Origin of the sequence: Novosphingobium resinovorum (genome assembly GCF_001742225.1) — a bacterium.
Classification (GTDB): Bacteria; Pseudomonadota; Alphaproteobacteria; order Sphingomonadales; family Sphingomonadaceae; genus Novosphingobium; species Novosphingobium resinovorum_A.
In genome coordinates this window covers 1,393,054-1,411,489 of record NZ_CP017076.1, presented here as the reverse complement: position 1 = coordinate 1,411,489, position 18,436 = coordinate 1,393,054, and the positions used below count along the sequence as shown (strand labels likewise).

15 protein-coding genes are annotated in these 18,436 nt (G+C 70.6%); 10 read left to right on the top strand and 5 right to left on the bottom strand.

All coding sequences use genetic code 11. The features are described 5' to 3' along the window. The first annotated feature begins 11 nt into the window (after positions 1-11). Genes BES08_RS23555 through BES08_RS23510 form a run of 10 tightly spaced genes read left to right on the top strand, consistent with a single transcriptional unit; the run spans position 12 to position 14,220 of the window. Positions 12-668 carry a hypothetical protein gene (locus tag BES08_RS23555; RefSeq protein WP_036529070.1) on the top strand — a complete coding sequence of 219 codons (657 nt, stop codon included), beginning with the start codon at positions 12-14 and terminating at the stop codon, positions 666-668. Further along, positions 665-1,033: a hypothetical protein gene (locus tag BES08_RS23550; protein ID WP_008831696.1), complete on the top strand. Its 369-nt coding sequence runs from the start codon at positions 665-667 to the stop codon at positions 1,031-1,033. Before BES08_RS23555 ends, BES08_RS23550 begins: the two co-directional genes overlap by 4 nt. Continuing rightward, positions 1,026-2,207, top strand: coding sequence for a hypothetical protein (locus BES08_RS23545; RefSeq protein WP_036529072.1), 1,182 nt, complete (start codon positions 1,026-1,028; stop codon positions 2,205-2,207). The genes BES08_RS23550 and BES08_RS23545 overlap by 8 nt, the downstream gene beginning before the upstream one ends. Further along, positions 2,204-2,719 carry a phage baseplate assembly protein V gene (locus BES08_RS23540; protein ID WP_008831698.1) on the top strand — a complete coding sequence of 172 codons (516 nt, stop codon included), beginning with the start codon at positions 2,204-2,206 and terminating at the stop codon, positions 2,717-2,719. Before BES08_RS23545 ends, BES08_RS23540 begins: the two co-directional genes overlap by 4 nt. Beyond that, on the top strand, positions 2,719-3,063 hold the full coding sequence (locus tag BES08_RS23535; protein ID WP_008831699.1) for a PAAR domain-containing protein: 345 nt from the start codon (positions 2,719-2,721) through the stop codon (positions 3,061-3,063). Before BES08_RS23540 ends, BES08_RS23535 begins: the two co-directional genes overlap by 1 nt. After that, positions 3,060-3,446 carry a GPW/gp25 family protein gene (locus tag BES08_RS23530; protein ID WP_008831700.1) on the top strand — a complete coding sequence of 129 codons (387 nt, stop codon included), beginning with the start codon at positions 3,060-3,062 and terminating at the stop codon, positions 3,444-3,446. The genes BES08_RS23535 and BES08_RS23530 overlap by 4 nt, the downstream gene beginning before the upstream one ends. Continuing rightward, on the top strand, positions 3,443-5,863 hold the full coding sequence (locus BES08_RS23525) for a baseplate J/gp47 family protein (RefSeq protein ID WP_069709498.1): 2,421 nt from the start codon (positions 3,443-3,445) through the stop codon (positions 5,861-5,863). Before BES08_RS23530 ends, BES08_RS23525 begins: the two co-directional genes overlap by 4 nt. Continuing rightward, positions 5,860-8,535 carry a baseplate J/gp47 family protein gene (locus BES08_RS23520; protein WP_069709497.1) on the top strand — a complete coding sequence of 892 codons (2,676 nt, stop codon included), beginning with the start codon at positions 5,860-5,862 and terminating at the stop codon, positions 8,533-8,535. Before BES08_RS23525 ends, BES08_RS23520 begins: the two co-directional genes overlap by 4 nt. Positions 8,536-8,540: 5 nt before the next feature. Beyond that, on the top strand, positions 8,541-10,721 hold the full coding sequence (locus BES08_RS23515; RefSeq protein ID WP_162177423.1) for a phage tail protein: 2,181 nt from the start codon (positions 8,541-8,543) through the stop codon (positions 10,719-10,721). Between the two features lie 19 nt (positions 10,722-10,740). Further along, a complete protein-coding gene (locus tag BES08_RS23510) occupies positions 10,741-14,220 on the top strand; it encodes a DUF6519 domain-containing protein (RefSeq protein WP_069709496.1) in 3,480 nt (1,159 codons plus the stop codon). Between the two features lie 41 nt (positions 14,221-14,261). Here BES08_RS23510 and BES08_RS23505 read toward each other — a convergent pair whose 3' ends face one another. The 5 genes from BES08_RS23505 to BES08_RS23485 all read right to left on the bottom strand — a co-directional run bounded on the left by BES08_RS23505 (position 14,262) and on the right by BES08_RS23485 (position 18,435). Next, on the bottom strand, positions 14,262-14,666 hold the full coding sequence (locus tag BES08_RS23505; protein ID WP_008831705.1) for a RidA family protein: 405 nt from the start codon (positions 14,664-14,666) through the stop codon (positions 14,262-14,264). Positions 14,667-14,688: 22 nt separating this feature from the next. Beyond that, positions 14,689-15,180 (bottom strand): VOC family protein, encoded by a 492-nt coding sequence (locus BES08_RS23500; protein ID WP_036529083.1) that lies wholly within the window; start codon positions 15,178-15,180, stop codon positions 14,689-14,691. A 353-nt stretch (positions 15,181-15,533) separates the two neighbouring features. Next, positions 15,534-16,934, bottom strand: coding sequence for an FAD/NAD(P)-dependent oxidoreductase (locus BES08_RS23495; protein WP_051587120.1), 1,401 nt, complete (start codon positions 16,932-16,934; stop codon positions 15,534-15,536). Further along, on the bottom strand, positions 16,931-17,224 hold the full coding sequence (locus BES08_RS23490; RefSeq protein WP_036529086.1) for a (2Fe-2S)-binding protein: 294 nt from the start codon (positions 17,222-17,224) through the stop codon (positions 16,931-16,933). The genes BES08_RS23495 and BES08_RS23490 overlap by 4 nt, the downstream gene beginning before the upstream one ends. Then, entirely contained in the window at positions 17,221-18,435 is a 1,215-nt protein-coding gene (locus BES08_RS23485) for an NAD(P)/FAD-dependent oxidoreductase (RefSeq protein WP_231958347.1), read from the bottom strand. The genes BES08_RS23490 and BES08_RS23485 overlap by 4 nt, the downstream gene beginning before the upstream one ends. Position 18,436: the final 1 nt, after the last annotated feature.

Sequence of the window (18,436 nt, the reverse complement as noted above, 5' to 3'; positions counted from 1 at the left end):
AAGGCGCGACGATGGCCAGTTCCCCCCTCACCCCCCGTCTGCTCAAGGCCGGTCTCGTGCGCGTCGAGGCGCAGACCGGCGTGCTGAGCGAGGTCGTGCCGCTGCAGTACAACCCCGACACCCTCTCCCGCACCCTGCAGCCGCGCGGCGCGTCCGACGGCGCCCCGGCGGAGGAGGCGACCCGCCTAACCGGCCCGCCGACCGAGACGATCTCGCTGGAAGCCGAACTCGACGCCACCGATGCGCTTGAGAATGCCGAGCCGACCGACGATGCCGCCACGCTAGGCCTCTGGCCCCAGCTCGCGATCCTCGAACGGATGCTCTACCCCGGCCTCGCGGCGATGCGCGCGGCCCACGCACAGGCGGCGCGCGGTGCGATCGAGGTGCTGCCCGCGCCGGAACCGCTGACCGTCTTCGTCTGGGGCCGTTCGCGGGTGATGCCGGTGCGCCTGACCGACATGAGCGTGACCGAGGACGCCTTCGACACCGCGCTCAATCCGATCCGCGCGAAAGTGAAGCTGTCGCTGCGGGTGCTCAATGCCAACGACCTCGGCTTCACCAGCTGGCCTGCCTCGCTCTACCTCGCCTATCAGGGGCGCAAGGAGAGCCTCGCCGGGCGCTTCGGCGGACGGGCCTTGTCCGATCTGGGGCTGGAGGCGCTGCAATGAGCACGTCGCAGCTTCCCGTCCTGCCCGGCCTTACCCCCGGCGCCGAGCCCGCATTCGGCGCGACCAGCCGCTATCAAGGCCTGCCGCTCGCCACCGTCACGCTGCCAGACGGCAGTGACGCGGCCTACGTCACCCGGCGGCTGATCCCGCCGCCCGAGGCGTTCTCCCCCGCCGGGGTCGCCGAAATCGGAGTAAGCGACCGCGCCGACCTCATCGCGGCGCGGGCCTACGGCCGGGCCGAACTGGACTGGCGCCTCGCCGACGCGGCCGGGCTGTCCGACATCGACGCGCTCGCCGCGACGCCCGGCTCGCGGGTCATGGTGCCCTTGCCCGGCCCCACGCATCAGGCGCAGGGCGATGCTTAGGGGCGCGCAGCTCTCGATCCGCACCGGGTTCATCACCCATGACCCGGTGCCGCCCGCGCTGATCGACGCGATCACCGAACTGCAGGTGACCCGCCAGTCTCCGCGCGGCGGTTTCCAGATGAAGCTGAACCTCGCCAAAGGCGGCGCGGTGGAGACCGAGATGCTCCCCGGCGGCATGTTCACGCCGGGCAAGCGGTTCATCTTCTCGCTCACCATCGACGGCTTGCGCACGGTGCTGCTCGACGGTTTCGTGGCCCGCTACGACGTCGCGCAGTCGAACGAGAGCGGCAAGGCCACCCTCAGCGTCACCGGCGGCGACGTGACACAACTGATGGACCAGTACGACGTCACCGGCCTGCCGATGCCGGGCATGCCGCCGATGGGCCAGGTCGCCTTCATCCTCGCCCGGTGGACGCCGCTGGGTGTGATCGCCGCGATCCTTCCCCCGCCGAGCTGGACGATCCCCAATCCGGTGAACGGCTGGCACGTCCAGCAAGGAACCGACTACGGCCACGTCAACCGTCTCGCCCGCGATTGCGGCTACGTCTTCATGGTCGAGCCGACCGAGGAGGAAGGCGTGACGACCGCCTACTGGGGACCGGACCTCGGCGGCCTGACGCCGGGCGGCAACTTCAACAGCCAGGGCTTCTCGATGCAGCCCGCGCTGACGGTGAACATGGATCAGGCATCCAACGTGCAGTCGCTGAACTTCACCTTCGACGGCACTCAGAAGTTGCTGCCCTACCTGCTCAGTCAGGAAGTGCGCGGCACCGGCCTCACCATCCCGATCCCCATTCCCGGAGAGGTCCTGAGCCCGCCGATGGGGCCGGGCTGGATACCTTATGCCCGCTTCTCCAAGCTCGCCGACCTCGGCCGCAATTCGGACCGGGAGACGCAGGCACGGCTCGACGTCCCCGAACTGGTCATGCGCGGGCTGGGAGAAGCCGCGCAGGCCAGCCGCGTGGTCGGTGCCTCGGGCACGCTCGACGTCGCGCGCTACGGCCGGGTGCTGGTGCCCGGGCGGCTGGTGCCGGTGCGCGGGGCCGGGCCGCATCACGACGGCGTCTACCTCGTCAAGTCGGTGACGACCTCGATCAAGCGTGGGGAACTCCGCCAGAACTTCCAGCTGACACGCAATGCGCACGGCTCATGGACGCAGGAGGTGGCCGCATGACCGAGACCCGCCGCTATTACGGAAAGTACCGAGGCACGGTGATCAACAACATCGACCCGATGCAGACTGGCCGCCTGATGGTGCAGGTTCCCGACGGTCCCGGCCTCGCCCCCTCGACATGGGCGGAACCGTGCTTTCCCGCCACCGGCAAGCAGATGGGCATGCACTGGCTGCCGCAGATCGGCGCGGGCGTGTGGGTGGAGTTCGAACAGGGCAACCTGAATTACCCGATCTGGACCGGGTGCTACTACCACAGCACCAGCGAAGTCCCGCCGCTGGCGATGGCGGGCACGCCCGGCCTGTCGAACTTCGTGATCCAGACCGCCGGGCAGAACACGCTGATGATCAGCGACACCCCCGGGCCGACCGGGGGCTTCCTGCTCAAAACCATGACCGGCGCGATGATCGCGATCAACGACGTCGGCATCACCATCACCAACGGCAAGGGCGCGACGATCATGCTCACGGGGCCAACCGTGACCGTGAACCAGGGCGCGCTGGTGGTGACCTGATGCCCGGCCCGATCCTCCACATCGGCGCGCTCGGCATGTGCCCCCACTCCGGGCAGATGAGCATCGCCCCCGGATCGCCGCGCGTCATGCTGGGCGGGATGCCCGCCGCGACCACGGCCGACATGGCGACGATCGCCGCCTGCCCGTTCCAGGTCCCGGTAGGCGCGGGCACCAAGCCCCAGCCCTGCGTCACCGTGCAGTGGCTGGTGCCCGCCACCCGCGTCACCGCCGGAGGGCAGCCGCTGATCCTCTCCACCTCGCCGGGCCTGTGCAAGAGCGCCGAGCAGATCCCGCAAGGCCCGCCCACTGTCACCACCGTGCAGACGAGAGTGATCGCGCAATGACCCAGCCAGCCACCTCGCAGGCGCCGCACATCGCCTTCCCCCTCGCCTTCGATTCCGGTGGTCGCACCGCCGCCATGGACGCCGAGGGCTATGTGCGGATGCTGATCGGCCAGCTCCTGCTGACCTCTCCCGGAGAGCGGGTGATGCGGCCCGACTTCGGCAGCGGCCTGCGGCAGATCCTGTTCGGCGGCAACGATCCCTCGATCGCCGTGGCCGTCGAACTCGGCCTGCAGGGCGCGCTCGGCCAGTGGCTCGGCGATCTGATCGAGGTCGGGCAGGTGGAAGTGACCATCGAGGAGGCCACCTTGCGCATCCGCGTCGCCTACGTCCTGCGCGCCAGCGGCGAAACGAAGCTGGCGACGATCGAAAGGCCGCTGCCATGACCGCCCGCTACCTCTGCCGCGAGGCGCGCCGCGTGGCGGCGGTGCGCGATACCCTGGGCGACCCGCAGCCCGACGCCATCAACGGCTTCGACTATCTGGAGATCGCCTCCCCGGATCAGACCCTGATCGACGTGTTCTTCGTCCATGCGCTGCCCGGCGAGACCGATGGCGTTCCCGCTTCGCCGCCGCTGGTCGCGGCCAACTTCAGCGTGACCGGCGGCGACCGCGTGACCGGGATCGGCGTGGAGGAACTGATCGAAACCGACGGTAACCGGATACGCCTGCGCGTCAATGCCGCCGGGGATTTCTCCACTTACGTCCTGCACCTCGTCAGTGCGAGCGGGGAGGAGGAACCACCGCAGCGCTTCGACCCGCGCCTTGCCGCCATCGACTTCCTGTTCAAGGCCGGTTGCCCCAGCGAATTCGACTGCGCCCCCGTGCACCGCTGCCCCCCGGTCGTGGCCGAGGAACCGCGCATCGACTATCTCGCGAAGGACTACGCCAGCTTCCGCCGCGTCATGCTCGACAGGCTGGCGGTGCTGATGCCCGGCTGGCGCGATCGGGGCGCGGCCGATCCCTACCTCGCGCTGGTGGAGACGCTGGCGTACCACGCCGACCGGCTCAGCTACGCACAGGACGCGGCGGGCACCGAAGCCTACCTCGGCACCGCGCGCAGCCGCATATCGCTGCGCCGCCACGCGCGGCTGGTCGACTACCGCGTGGACGAAGGCGCCAATGCCCGCACGCTCGTCCACTTCGGCGTCGCGGCGGGATCGGCGATGGACGGCCGGGTGCTGCCCGCCGGTCAGCTCGTCGCCGGGATGCAGCCCGGGCGCGAGGCGGTGCTGAAGACCGCCGCGCAGCGCGACGCGGCGCTACGCTCGGGCGCGGCGATCTTCGAGACGATGGCCGACGTGACCTTGTGGTCCGCCCACGACGCGATCCCCATCCACACCTGGTCCGATGCGGCCTGCTGCCTGCCGCCCGGCGCGCTCGGCGTCACTCTGGTGGACGAGCCCCGGCTGAACCTTGCCCCCGGCGACCTGCTGATGCTGCTCCAGAGCGCCGATCCCGATACCGGCGCGGCCACTGACGCCGACCCGCGCCTGCGCCATGCGGTGCGGCTGACCGCCGTGCGCCACGCCGTCGATCCGGTGGACGGCACCCCGGTCTGCGACGTCGCGTGGGACGAGGAGGACGCCCTGCCCTTCGCGCTGCCTCTCGACAGCCTGAGCCTTGCCGGTGAAGTGCGTCCCTGCGCCCTCGCCATGGCGAACCTTGCCCCTGCCGATGCGGGGCATTGGGAGCCGCAGGCCACGCTCCTGCCCGACACCGCCCGGGACACGGACCGGCCCTATCGTCCGCAACTGGCGCATGCAGGCGTCGTCTTCGCAGCGGACTTCGCTGCATCGGGGCCGGTCTCCGGCTTCCTTGCCCCGCCCGCCCAAGCGCCCACCCATGCCGCGATCCGGTTGAACGACGGAGCGCAGGCATGGGACATCCTGCCTGACCTGCTCGGCGCCGACCGCTTCGCTCGCGCCGCCGTCGCCGAAGTCGAGCACGGCGGCACCGTGAGCTTGCGCTTCGGCGACGACCGGCTGGGCGTGCGGCCTGCCTTGGGCACACGCCTCTCCGTCGCCTACCGGCTGGGCGGCGGCGCGGCCGGAAACGTCGGGCGCGACGTGCTGCGCCACGTCGCCCTGCCGCCGCACGAAGGTATCGTCGCCGTCACCAACCCGCTCCCGGCACAGGGCGGCCGCGACCGGGAGGATGCCGCGCACATCCGCCGCTTCGCCCCCGCCCGCGTCGCCCGGCAGGACCGCGCGGTGACCGAGGCCGACTATGCAGCCGCACTGGAGGAACTGCTCGGCGTCCAGCGCGCACAGGCGCGCATTCGCTGGACGGGAAGCTGGTACACCGTGTTCCTCATCGTCGACCGCATCGGCGGCTTGTCCGCGACGGACGACCCGGACTTCGCCGCAGACCTCTTCGCCCATCTGGAAGCGAAGCGCATGGCCGGTTTCGACCTCGAAGTCGCCGCCCCGGTCCACGTGCCGCTCGACATCGTGATGCACGTCTGCGTCGATCCCGACGCGATCCTCGCCGATGTGCGGCAGCGGCTGGAGCGCACTTTCAGCGCGGCCACCGCGCCGGACGGGACGCCGGGGTTCTTCCATCCCGACCGCCGCAGCTTCGGCGACCCGGTGCACGCCAGCGCGATCCTCGCCGCTGCCGTAGGCGTGGAAGGCGTGCGATCGGCGATGCTGACGCGCTTCGGCCGCGCCGGGGCGCCGCCGATAGACCCGGTCGCCGACGGCGTGATCGCACCGACTGGCCCGGAACTGCTGCGGCTCGACAACGACCCCGACCATCCCGACCGGGGCCGCATCCGCTTCGACATGGAGGGCGGACGATGACCACTGACCCCGAATGCGCCTGCTTCGGTGGCGCAGACACGCAGCCGGACACGCCCGCTGCGAACCTCGCCATGATCCCGTGGCGACTGGCCACGCACGCAGGCTTCAACGGCGCGATGCTGGACCGGCTGCACAAGGCGCCGGCGCTCGCCCGGCTGACCACGCGCGACCCCGCCGACCCGGCCATCGCCCTGCTCGACGGCTGGGCCACTGCGCTCGACATCCTCGCCTTCTACAATGAGCGCATCGGCAACGAAGGTTTCCTGCACCCCGCCACCGAGCGGCGTTCGGTGCTCGAACTGGCGCGGCTGATCGGCTATGCGCCCGCACCCGGCGTCTCCGCCTCGGCCTGGCTGGCGGTGACCTGCGACACCATTCCCGGCTCGCCGGAGATCGTCTCGCTCCCCGCCGGGTCCGGGATCATGAGCATCCCTGGCCCCGACGAGAAGCCGCAGATCTTCGAGACCGACGCCGCCATGGACGCCCGCCCGGACTGGCAGGACCTGCGCGCCGAAAGCGTCCGCTACGTCGCACCGAAGGCGGGGGACGACAGGCTCATGCTGCAGCCGCCCACGCAGCTGCGCACTGGCGACATGGTGCTAATCGTCGGCTCCGAGCGGGACACCGCGACCACCAGCCCCCGCTGGCAGGCCCGCCGCGTCGCGGGCGTGACCGACGTGCCTCCTGACACCGCCGACCAGATCCCGGCACGCAGCGAAGTCGTCCTCGAAGCACCGCTCGGCACCGCCGCTGCCATTCCGCAGCTGGCGCCCCGCGTCTTCGCTCTGCGCCAGCGCGCCAGCCTGTTCGGGCACAATGCGCCCGCGTGGGAGTCGTTGCCCCTCGCCCTGCGCGTCGGCGAATTCCTGCCGATCGCCGCAGCCGCGCTGGAGGCTAAGGCGATCAAGCGGGCCATCGTGGGCGGCATCGGCGACACCGCCGTAAGCGCGATCGGCTACGGCGGCATCCTGGACGACATCAGCGAGATCATCGAGTTCGACACCACCCGCAAGCTCGCGCCCGGCCTTTATGCGCGCAGGCGTTCCAGCTGGGCCGATGCGCCGTTCCCCGCCACCCGCGACTATGTCGATCTCGACCAGGTCTACGAACGCTTCGTGGCGGGAAGCTGGGTCGTGCTGCGCGCCGGGACGACTATGGAGACCTACAAGGTCACCGAAGCCAGCGAGATCAGCGTCAGCGATTTCGGCATGTCCGGCAAGGTCACCCGCCTGAAGCTGAGCGGCCCTGCGATGACGGCCTTCTCGCCGCGCTCGACCACCGTGCACGGCGTCAGCGAATTGCTCGGCTGGGCGATGACGCCGGTGACCGAAGCCGTCAGCGGCAAGAGCGTGACGCTGAGCCGCCGCGTCGCCGGGCTTTCGGTCGGCCAGCGCGTCGCCCTGACCGGCTCCGAGGCCGCGAGCGGCGCGGCGGCCGCGCGCATCCTCACCATCGCTCAGATCGGCACGGTCGCGGCGGGCGGCGACGCGCCGCAACTCGCCCCCCCGGCACGGGACGCCACCCGCCTGACCTTCACCGCCGAGATCGACCCGCCGCTCACCCCGCGCAGCCTGCGGATCAACGCCAACGTCGTCGCCGCCAGCCACGGCGAAACGCGCGAGGACGCCATCGGCAACGGCGATGCGACGCTCGCCTTCCAGGCCGTGGCGCTGCCTGGCAAGCCGCTGACCTGGGTATCGGCCCCCACGCCGCTCGGCCGCGCGAGCACGCTGGAACTGCGCATCGGACCCGCCCGCTGGCGCGAAGTCGCGGACTTCGTCAGCAAGGGCCCGCGCGACCGGGTGTTCACCACCCGCACCGCCGACGACGGCACCGTCACCATCCAGTTCGGCGACGGCGTGACCGGCGCGCGCCCGCCGAGCGGCAAGGGCAACCTGATCGCCCGCTACCGCATCGGCACCGGCCTTGTCGGGATGCTCAGGGCCGGGCAGCTGAGCCAGCCGCTGCAGCGGCCCGCCGGACTCTCCGGCGTGGTCAACCCGCTCCCTGCATCGGGCGCCGAAGACCCCGAGACCCTCGCCACCGCACGCGCCAATGCGCCGAGCACCGTGCGCACGATGGCCCGCATAGTCAGCCTCGCCGACGCGGCGGACTATGCGCGCACGTTCGCCGGGATCGGCAAGGCCGACGCCACCCTTGTACGCGACCGGACGCTGCGCGCCGTCGTCCTGACAATCGCCGACACGCGCGGCGGCGCCCCCCTGCCCGGCGACGCCCTGTTCGACAACCTGGAGCAGTCGATCGCCGCCGTGCGCAGCGGCGGGGACTATGCCGGGCAACGCCACGGCCTGCCGATCGCGCTCGCCCCCTATCGATCGCGCCGATTTGTCCTGCACGCCGGGCTGGTACTTGCCGCCGACGCGGTCGCCGCCGTGGTCATGGCCGCCGCGCGCGAGGCGCTGCTGGCCGTCTTCGGGTTCGCGGCGCGCGCCTTCGCCCATCCCGCCAGCCTCGCCGAAGTCTCCGCCGTGCTGCACGCGGTCGACGGCGTGACCGCCGCGCGGTTCACCCGCTTCCACCGGCAGGACCAGTCCGCCTCGGTTGCCCCCGTCCTTCCCGCGGCCACCGCCGCGCGCCTCGGCAACGGGTGGCAGGGCGCGGAGCTGCTGACGATCGATCCCGCCGCCCTCCAGCTGACGCAGGTGCAATGATGCGCATGGATGCAGATCGCCTATACGCCGCCTTGCCCGCCTATCTGCGCGAGGCCGACCTCAATGCCGGGGGAGCAGTCACCGCGCTGTTCGACATCATGGGCGGGGAGGCCGACCGCGTCGCCCGCGCCATCGAGGAACTGAGCGAGAGCTGGTTCATCGAGACCTGCCCCGAATGGGCGGTGCCCTACATCGCCGACCTCCTCGCCGTGCGGGCGCTGACCCCGACCGAGAACTTCTCCAAGCGTGCATGGGTGGCGCAGACCGTCGGCCTGCGGCGGCGCAAGGGCACGCTGGGGATCATCGGCACCCTGACCCGCGCGACGACGGGCTGGCCCGCCGTGCCGGCCGAGATGTTCCGCCGCCTCGCCACCACGCAGGCGCTGCGCCACTTGCGCCTCGACGCGCCCGCTACCGCCACGGTGCGCGAACCGGAGCGGATGCGGCGCCACGACACCGCCTTCGACGCGCTGCCGCACACGCTGGACGCGCGGCCCATCGCGCGCGGGCGGGGCCGCTACAACGTACCGAACATCGGCATCTTCGCGTGGCGCCAGCAGGTCTACCCGCTTGCCGCCGTGGAAGCCGCGCCTGCCGGACCGGGGCGCTTCCTTTGCGATCCTGCGGGGCGGGAACTGCCCTTGTGGAACCCGCCAAGCCCGCTTGCTGCCGACGTTCCGGCGGGCGAGGCCGACCTGCCCACTCTACTCGACCGGCGCAGGCTGTATCTCGAACTGGAAGCCATGCGCGCCGACATGGCGGCGGGACGCACGCCCACGCCGCTGTGGTTCGACGATCGCCCGCCGGTCCAACTCTGGGTGCAAGCCAGCACAAGCGATGCCTTCGTCGCGGTCCCCTCCGCCGAACTGGCCAGCGCGGACCTGCATGACGTGGCCGACGCGCGCGGATGGCGACGACCTCCTGCGACGCTCGACTACCTTGATGCCACGGGAAGCACCGTGACCCGGGCCATCACTGCCGCCTTCGACCCGGTGCGCGGCCGCATCGCCTTTCCCGAGGGCGTGGAGCCTGCGGGCGTCCACGTCAGGCACGCCCTCGCGGCGCCGGGCGACCTCGGCGGCGGCCCCTACGATCGCAGCACCGCAATCGCCACGCTGCTCGGCGGGCGCGAGATCACCTGGCAGGTCGGCGTCAGCCGTCGCCGCGCTCCGCTTCCGGGAATCATGCTCGCCAGCTTGACCGAGGCCGTGGCCTTGTGGAACGCGCAGCCTGCCGGGACAGTGGGCGCCATCGTCCTGCTCGACAACGACCGCTTCGACGAAGACCTGACCGGCCCCCGCACGATCGCCCTGCCCCGCGGCAGCCTGCTGCTCCTCGCCAGCGCCGACTGGCCGGAAACCCCGCGCGAGGGCGGCGGCAGCGACCTTCGTCCCGGCTCCCTCACCGCCCGCGACCGGCGCGCCTGCGTGACCGGCGACATCGCCGTCGCCGGGACCGCTCCGGCCGATGCGCTCGATCCCGGCGCGCTGGTGATCGACGGCCTGCTGGTCGGCGGCGCGCTCAGGGTGGCGGCGGACGGGTCCGCGAACCTCGGCGAACTGGTCGTGTCCAACAGCACCGTGCTCGGCGCGGACGGCCTCACCATCGCCGGGGACCACGACCGGCTGAACGTGACCCTGCGCCGCAGCGTCCTGCCCGCTCTTTCCGCGCCCGCGACGGTGCCGGGGCTGGACGTGACGGAAAGCGTGGTGCTCGGTCCTGCAACCATGCCCGGCGCGCGCGCGGTGCTCTCGGGAGCGACCGTTCTCGGCCAGACACAGGTGCGTTCGATCACCGCCAGCGACTGCATCTTCGCCCGCACGCTCGCGGCGACGCGGCGGCAGGTGGGATGCCTGCGCTACTCGCTGGTGCCTCCCGGCTCCACCGGCCCGCGCCAGTTCCGCTGCCAGCCCGACCTCGCCATTCGCGAAGCCGGCGCGGCCGCAGATCAGGCCGCCATCGCCGCGCGTCTGGGCCTCGCCTTCGAAACGCTGGAGCCGGGCGCTGCAGGTTTCGCGCGCCTCTCGTGGGGCAGCGATCCCGCGCTGACGCAAGGCGCGGCGAACGGCGGTTCGATGGGGGTCTGGCGCTTCCTCGAGGAGCCGCAGCGCCGCGCCAACCTTGCCATCGCGCTCGACGAATACCTGGGCCTCGGCCTCGAAGCCGGACTGCTGCCGGCCAGCTGATCATGCAGGAGAAGGACGAATGAAAGGCGATTTTTCCCGGCTGCGGTTCGATCCCGCCCGCCAGTACGAGGCCGTCCTGCTGCAACAGGGCCGCGTCGCGCTCGACGCCGACAGTAACGAGGCCAGCGCGATCCAGCTCCACCGCGACAGGCGCACCGCCGCAGACCTAATCGGCCCATCCGGCGCGCCGCAGGGCGATGCCGGGTTCGCGATCACCGTCGAGGCGGCAGGCAAGCTGGGGGTCGGCGCGGGCACGCTCTACGTCGACGGCGTGCGCTGCATGAACCCCGGCAAGTTCCTTCACGACGCGCAGCCCTTCCTGCCTGCCGGAGCGCCGGTCTTCGTCGCGGCGGACGGCAGCCGCTCGGCCAGCCCGCCGGACGGGCGCTACATCGCCTTCGTCGACGTCTGGCACCGCCACGTCACCGCGATCGAGGACGATGAACTCGTCGAGGAATCGCTGGGCGTGGATACCACGACGCGGCTGCAGGTGGTCGAGCAGGTCGGTTTCCTTCGGGCAGGCGATGCGGGCGACGGCGCGGTGACCTGCGACGCGGCGGTGCCGGGGTGGACCTCCTTCATCCAGCGCCCGAACGGCACGATCGCCGCGCGCGGCAAGCCCGCCGACACCGAGGCCAACCCTTGCGCCTTTCCCGAGACCGCAGGCTATCAGCGGCTCGAAAACCACCTCTACCGCGTCGAGATTCACAAGCCGGGTACGGCAGGCGGAGGGGCGACCTTCAAATGGTCGCGCGACAATGCCGCCTTCGCCACGCGCTGGTTGGAAAGCAATGGCGATACCCTGACCCTCGCCGAGACCGGCCGCGACGCGGTAAGCGGCCTGAGCCCCGGCCAGTGGATCGAACTGACCGACGACGACGCCGAACTTGCCGGCCGCCCCGGAACGCTGGTGCGCATCGTCAGCCTGACCGGCAACCGCGTCCGGCTCGACGCGCCGACTGCCGACGGGCCGATCGCGATCAGCTCCTTCGGTCGCAATCCCAAGGTCCGCGCGTGGGATTCGCCCGGTGCCGTTGCCATCACCGTGCCCGGCACCAACGACGGTTTCCTACCGTTGGAGAGCGGGCTGGAGGTCGCCTTCCTCGCCGGGGGCGCCTATCGCTCAGGCGACTGGTGGGTGATCCCTGCCCGCAGCGGCAGCGGGATCGACTGGCCCGAGAGCGGCGGCGCCCCCGCACAGCAGTCACCGCAAGGCATCGAACATGCCTATGCCCGCCTCGCCGTGCTCGACTGCACCGGCGGCGCGTGGACTTTCGTGGGCGACTGCCGCCCTCTGTTCCCGCCGCTCACCCGGATGCGGCAGTTGGCGCTACTCGGCGGCGACGGGCAAGAGGCGCTGCCCGATCCGACCCAGCCGATGCGCCTGTGTCCCCTCGCCGACCTGCTGCGCGTCGGCGTGTATCGCGGGACCATGCCGGTCCAGAATGCCCGCGTGCGCTTCACGGTGCTGTCGGGCAGCGGGGGGCTCAACGTCATCCCGCCCGCGAGCGGCTTCTCCAGCGTCATCGCCCTCACCGACGACAAGGGCGAGGCGACCGTCGCCTGGGCACTCGACGCCGCTACCGCGACCCAGCAGGTCCGTGCCGAACTCATCGATTCCACCGATGAGCGGGTGGGCCTTGCCGTCACCTTCGGGGCCAGCCTCTCCACCGCCGCGCGCGTGTCCTACGACCCGGCGGCCACGCCCAGCCTCGCCGGGATCGTCACCGTCCAGCGTGCGATCGAGGAACTGGCCAATCGCGTCGGCGGCGGCTGCGTGGAAGTCACGCTCTCGCCCGGCACCGACTGGGTGAAGACCCTGAGCGAACTGCCCAAGGGCGAGGACGTGACGATCTGCTTCCGGCAGGGCCGGTTCGAGACCAGGGAGCCGGTGATCCTGACCGGCCTCGGCCACGTCGTCATCCACGGCGGTGGAGCGGCCAGCCAAGTGCTGTGCAGCGAAGGGGAGAGCGTGCTGGAGTTCATCGACTGCGCCAGCCTCTCGATGCGCGAGCTGACCGTCGCCGCGACCGCCGATCTACTTGATCACAAGCCCCGCCGCCGGGGCGCGATCACCGCCATCGGGGTCGATACCGTGACGCTCGAGGACCTGACCGTCACGTGCGGCACCGCGCGCGGAAACGAGCGGACCTGCGTGACCGTGTCCGGCACGCAGCGCGACGGCAAGCCCGTTCCGGTCAGCTTCGTGCGGATCGTGGATTGCGCCTTCACCTGCGGCTTCGGGCAGGACGGCGTGCTGGTCACCGACGCCATCGACTCCGTTATCGAGGGCAACCGCCTGCGCGTCTCTCACTTGCCCGAGCGGTTCACGCTGGAGGAACTCGCCGCCGATCCGCGTCGCCACGGGATGCTGGCAAGGCACCTTGCCCGCGACTTCACCCCGGCCGAAACGCGCACGCCGGTGCCGGGCAATGCGGTCCTCGTCGGGCCATACGCGGTGAGCATGGCCTCGATGGTCGAGGCGCCCGAATGGCGCAAGCTGATCGCCGCCGAGCCGCCCGCCGCCGCCGACACGGCCAGCACCGACGCGGTGCAGGCCTATATGCGCCGCCTGACCGACAAGGCTCTGGCGGACACGTCCGCCACGTCCGCCTTCCGCGCGCCTGCCGACCGGGTGCGCAAGGTCATGGGGCGACAGACCGGCATCCAGCTATCGCCCGAACTGCTCGGCGACCTCATCCGCGGCGGCGAGATGACCGTGGCCGAGGCCCCGAAACCCGCTGCCACAGATGGCAAGGGCCTGATCACCATTCCTGCCGGGCAATGGCGCGTCGCCTTCGAATCCGAGATCGATCAGGAAACCTGGATTCGCATCGCCCGCGAATTCGCGCAGGAGATCACGGCCGAAACCGAGGAGCGCACCTGGGACGCTATTGCTGACCTGACCCGCCGCTTCGTCGCCGATCCCGACCTGCGCGCCAAGTTCCCCGCCGTCGCGGCGTGGTTCGAGCGACTGCGCAAAGGTCTCGGCGTGGTCGGCGGACAGGCGATCGTCGTCGCCGGTGGTCAAGGCCGGACAACCCGCATCGCCCGCAACGACATCGCCGCCTTCCTCGAAGGCGTCCATGTCGCGCTGGCCCGCGAGGGCGACGGCCCCGGGGACCACCGGGACTTCGCCAGCGTCGCCGTCATCGCCAACCGCATGGCGCTGCGCCTGCCGGTCGAGTACTTGTGGGGCGGTCACGGCATCTACGTGGGCAATGCCGCGCAGGTGCGGGTGAACGAGAACGAAATCGACTTCGCCCCCGGCAACGACCGCCGCTTCCACGAGGGCATCCGTATCTGGGGCTGGCTCGGGCGGTTCCTGCACGCCAATGCCAACGCCATCACGCTGGCGCGCATCGGCATCCGCGTGGTCTCCGAAGGCAAGCCTCAGGACGAGACGGTCCAGTGGCTCGCGGCGGACAATCTCGCCGTCGGCGCGGGGGTCTGTGTCGAGGCGCCGGGCTGGATGCGGCTGCGCGACAACGTGCCTTGATGATCGTCGTCCCGGATTTGCTCCGGGACGACGAGTGCGCCTTACTTCACCGTAGCGATGGCCTCTATCTCGATCAGGAACTCGGGCATCGCCAGCGCCGAGACACCGACCACGGTGTTCGAGGCGGGCACCACATCACCGTAGAACGCGCCCAATTCCGGCCCGATCGCGGCCAGCATCGAGACGTCGTAGTTCACGATGAAGGTACGCAGGCGCAGCACCGCTTCAGGGCCGACGCCCTGCGAAGCCAGCACGTCCTTGATGTTCGCCAGCGCCTGACGCGCCTGAAGGCCCACGTCCGATCCGCCGACCACGTTGTAGTCCTTGTCCCAGGCCACCTGGCCCGAGAGGTGCAGGGTGCCGGTCGCCTCGTCGAGCGTGGCGTGCGAGAAACCGTACTGGACGCTGGGATAGAGCGTCTCGGGATTGATGCGGGTGCTGGTCATGGCAGGCTCCTGTCAGGAAAGGTCAGTCGACGATCTCGAGCTGGTGGCCCCAGGGGTCGAGAATATAGAGGTTCTTCTTGCCCGCCAGCGGCCCCTCGGTGATGTCGATGGTCTCCATCGGCGTGCAGCCATGAGCGGCGAGATAGGCCTTGGCCTTCTCCACATCGTCCGCCTTGATGCCGAGGTGGTGGCCGCCCGCATCGCAGTTACGCGGCAGGGTCGTACCGCGATCGGCGGGCTTGTCGTACTGCACAAGCTGGAAGTTCAGGTTCGCCGTCAGCTTGAGCATGATCAGCGTCAGGCAGGCGCCCGGCACATTGACGTGGCTTTCCATCCAGTCGCGGCCGTCCTCGCCCACCGGGATCTGCGCGGCGTCGAGCGGGCCCATGCGGAACAGTTCGGTGGCGCCGAAGACGTCCTTGTACCACTGCGCGACGGCGTCGGCATCGGCCACGGTCCAGGATACGTGGTCGGCCTCGATGAAGATGGGGCGGTCGGACGCGGCGTCGGTCATGGGAATCTCCGGCTGGGAAGCGGCCAGCCTACGCCGCACGAGTGTTCCGGCAATGACGTGGACTGAGCGAAGATGTTGCGATGGACGCAACGTAAAGGCCCGCCGCTTCCCCATCCCCCGCTCAGCCTGAGCCTGTCGAAGGCCCGGGAATTAAAGCGTGATAGTGTTGCTCGAAACATCGGTCGTCATCCCCGCGAAGGCGGGGACCCATCTGATGCCCGTGCAACAGGCGGCGTCAGGAGATGGGTTCCCGCTTTCGCGGGAATGACGATGGATCGGCGGAAGTCGCGCTCCAGGCTCCAGGCGCCAGCCGCAGGGCCTTCGACAAGCTCAGGCTGAGCGGGAGGAGGGGGTTATTCTTGGGTATCCAGTAAGTCCGCCACCGACACCGCGCGTGCCGGGAAACGCGGGCGGAAGCCGGTCACCTCGGCTTCTCGGCAGCCCCGCGCCGAGGCGATGCGGCGCACCAGCGCGTGCTCGCAGGTCCGGCCCTGGCACAGCCCCATTCCCGCCCGGCAGCGCAGCTTGATCGCGCTCGCCCCGAACGAGGGACCGACTTCCAGCGCATCGGCAATCGCGCGATCGATGGTTCCGGCGGAAATGTCCTCGCACCGGCAGAGCAGGGTATCCGGTTCCGGCTCCGGCAGCCATGGGCGGGGATCGGCGACCCCGCGCAGAAGATCGATGAAGCCCTGCATCGCCTGTCGCTCGGCCTGAGGCTTGCGTATAGCCGCAGCCGCTTCCTCGGCCGACAGAGCGCCCGCGTCCTGCGCGATGGTCACCCCCGCCAACGCGCCCTCGGCCATCGCCGCATCGCTGCCCGCGACACCGGTAGTCTCGCCCGCGACGTAGAGGCCCGGCACGGTCGAACGCATGGCTTCGTCGTGGATGGCTTCCCAGCCTCCGGCGGGGTCGGACCAGCGTACCTCGGCGCCGATCTGGCGGATCAGGTCGGCTTGCGGCAGGAAGCCGTAGCACATCGCGGCGACGTCGCAGGCGATGCTTTCGCCGTTGCTGAAGACGATGCGCTCCACCGCGTCGGTGCCTTCGCAGCGCAACGCCTGCGCACCGTAGCGAACAGGCACCCCGGCCCGGCGTAGCGCCATGATCCCGGCTGCAGCGGCAAGCAGTGGCCCCGGCCTCGCCATGGCGCGCGGGAGGTGCGCCAGCGCCGTGCGCGCCATGGCGGCAAAGGGCTGCGCGAAGCAGACGGCGGCGAATTCACCGCCAGCCTCGACGATCTGCTGCGCGAGGACGATCATCAGCGGATGGGTGCCGAACAGGACCATCCCCTGGCCGGGCAGCACTTGTTGCGCCTTGATGAGCGTCTGCACCGCGCCCGCGCTCATGACGCCGGGTAGCGTCCAGCCCGGCAGCGCCACCGGCATGTCATAGCAACCACCTGCCACCAGCACGCGCCGCGCCTGCACCTGTTCGATACCGCCCGCCGTGCCCGAGAGCGTCAGCGCGAAACCCTCGCCATCAGGCATGATGCCCAGCACCGAGCGGCCACCCAGCCATTGCAGCCGCGCGTCGCCGCTCACCCGATCCAGCAACGCGCGGCCCTTGCGATAAGGCGCGCCGCTAAGCCAGCCGGGGACCGAGAACGTCGTGGGAGGCTGGCGCAGGATTTGGCCGCCGGGCCGCTGCTGCTCGTCGATCACGCATGTCGAGAGGCCCGCCGCCAGCGTCCGCTCCGCAGCGGCGAGGCCCGCCGGACCACCGCCGACGATGGCGACGTCGTAAGTGCTCATGCTTCCGGCCTTTCGGTGCGGATGCGCAGGCCCGGCTCTACGGGCACGAGACAGCCGCGCAGGCGGCGCCATGGCGCATCCCCGCGCGCGATCCAGACGGTGCATTCACTACAGGTGCCCATGTTGCAGAACATCCCCCGCGCCTGTCCCGAACGGTCGTCGCGAAAGCGCGGCGTGGCGGATAGCACGGCAACCGCCACCGTCTCGCCGGGATGTGCCATGACCGGCGCGCCGTCGAGTTCCACCGCGACCGGCGCGGGCCGGGTGACGCCCTGTTCGACGCGCTTCACGGCAACACCGCGAAGGCATCGAGGTGCGCGAAGCGGCGCGGCGTGAACATCGTCAGTTCTTCCGGCGTGGCCCCTTCCGCGATCGTGCGCGCGAGCAGCCGCGCCAGCACCGGGCCAAGCGTGAACAGCGATCCCCCCGCCGCGACGAACAGCCCCGGCGCGGCGGCGACCTCACCGACGATCGGAAGCTGATCGGCGGAAATGCAGGTGGTGCCGGTCCATGTCCGCAGCAGCGAGCGCTCGGCCAGCCCCGGCATGACTCGCGCGGCGACTTCCAGGTTGGCGCGCAAGTTGGCGAGCTCGACGATCGCGGGACGGTCGAGATCGGGGGTGCCGTCGGCGCGCTTCGCAAGGCGCGAGGGCCAGCCGCCGCCGATCAGCAGGTTGCCGTCCTCGGTCTGCTTCATCGACAGCCGCCGCCCGACGTGCTGGATGAGGTAAGGCAGCACCGGCTCGGTCCGATCGGTCACGCTCATCATCAGCGGCGCGGGATAGAGCGGCACGTTGAGCCCGAGCAGCCCGGCAAGGCGCGGCACCCAATGCCCCGCCGCCAACAGCACGCGCGGCGTGTTCGCCGTGACCTCGCCGTCAAGTCCTTGCAGCGTGGCGCGATAGGTCCGGTCGCGCTGCATCGAGAGTCCGGCGAGTGCGGTGCCCGTCTGCACCACCGCCCCCTGCCCGCGCGCGCCATCGGCGAAGGCATCGACGAGGATGCGCGGGTTGGCATGGCCTTCGTCCTCCAGCCAAGCGGCTCCGGCAAGGTTGGGGGACAGTGCGGGGGCCTTATGGTGCAGTTGGGTGCCGTTGAGTACCCTTGTGGGCAAGCCAAGTTCGTTCTCGCGGGCCACCTTGAAGGCAAGGAGGTCCATCTCCGCCTCGGTCTCGGCGACCATCAGTCCGCCGTGCATGGCGACATCGAGCGGCCGGCCGAGCATCTCCTCGATGCCCTTCCACTCCTCGATCGCGAGGCGGTTGAGCGAGACGATGCGCGCGCCGTCGGCGGCGGCCTTCTCGCCCTGTTCGAGGAAGCGCCGCTCGATCTGGAAGTGCAGCGAGCCCGCGTTCTGCCCGGAGGCACCCGAATTGAGGTGCCCCCGCTCGGCCAGCAACACCTTGAAACCCAAGCGGGAAAGGTGCCAGGCCGTAGCACAGCCGACGAGTCCGCCGCCGACGATCAGGATATCGCAGTGGGTCGTCGTCGGCATCCTCATG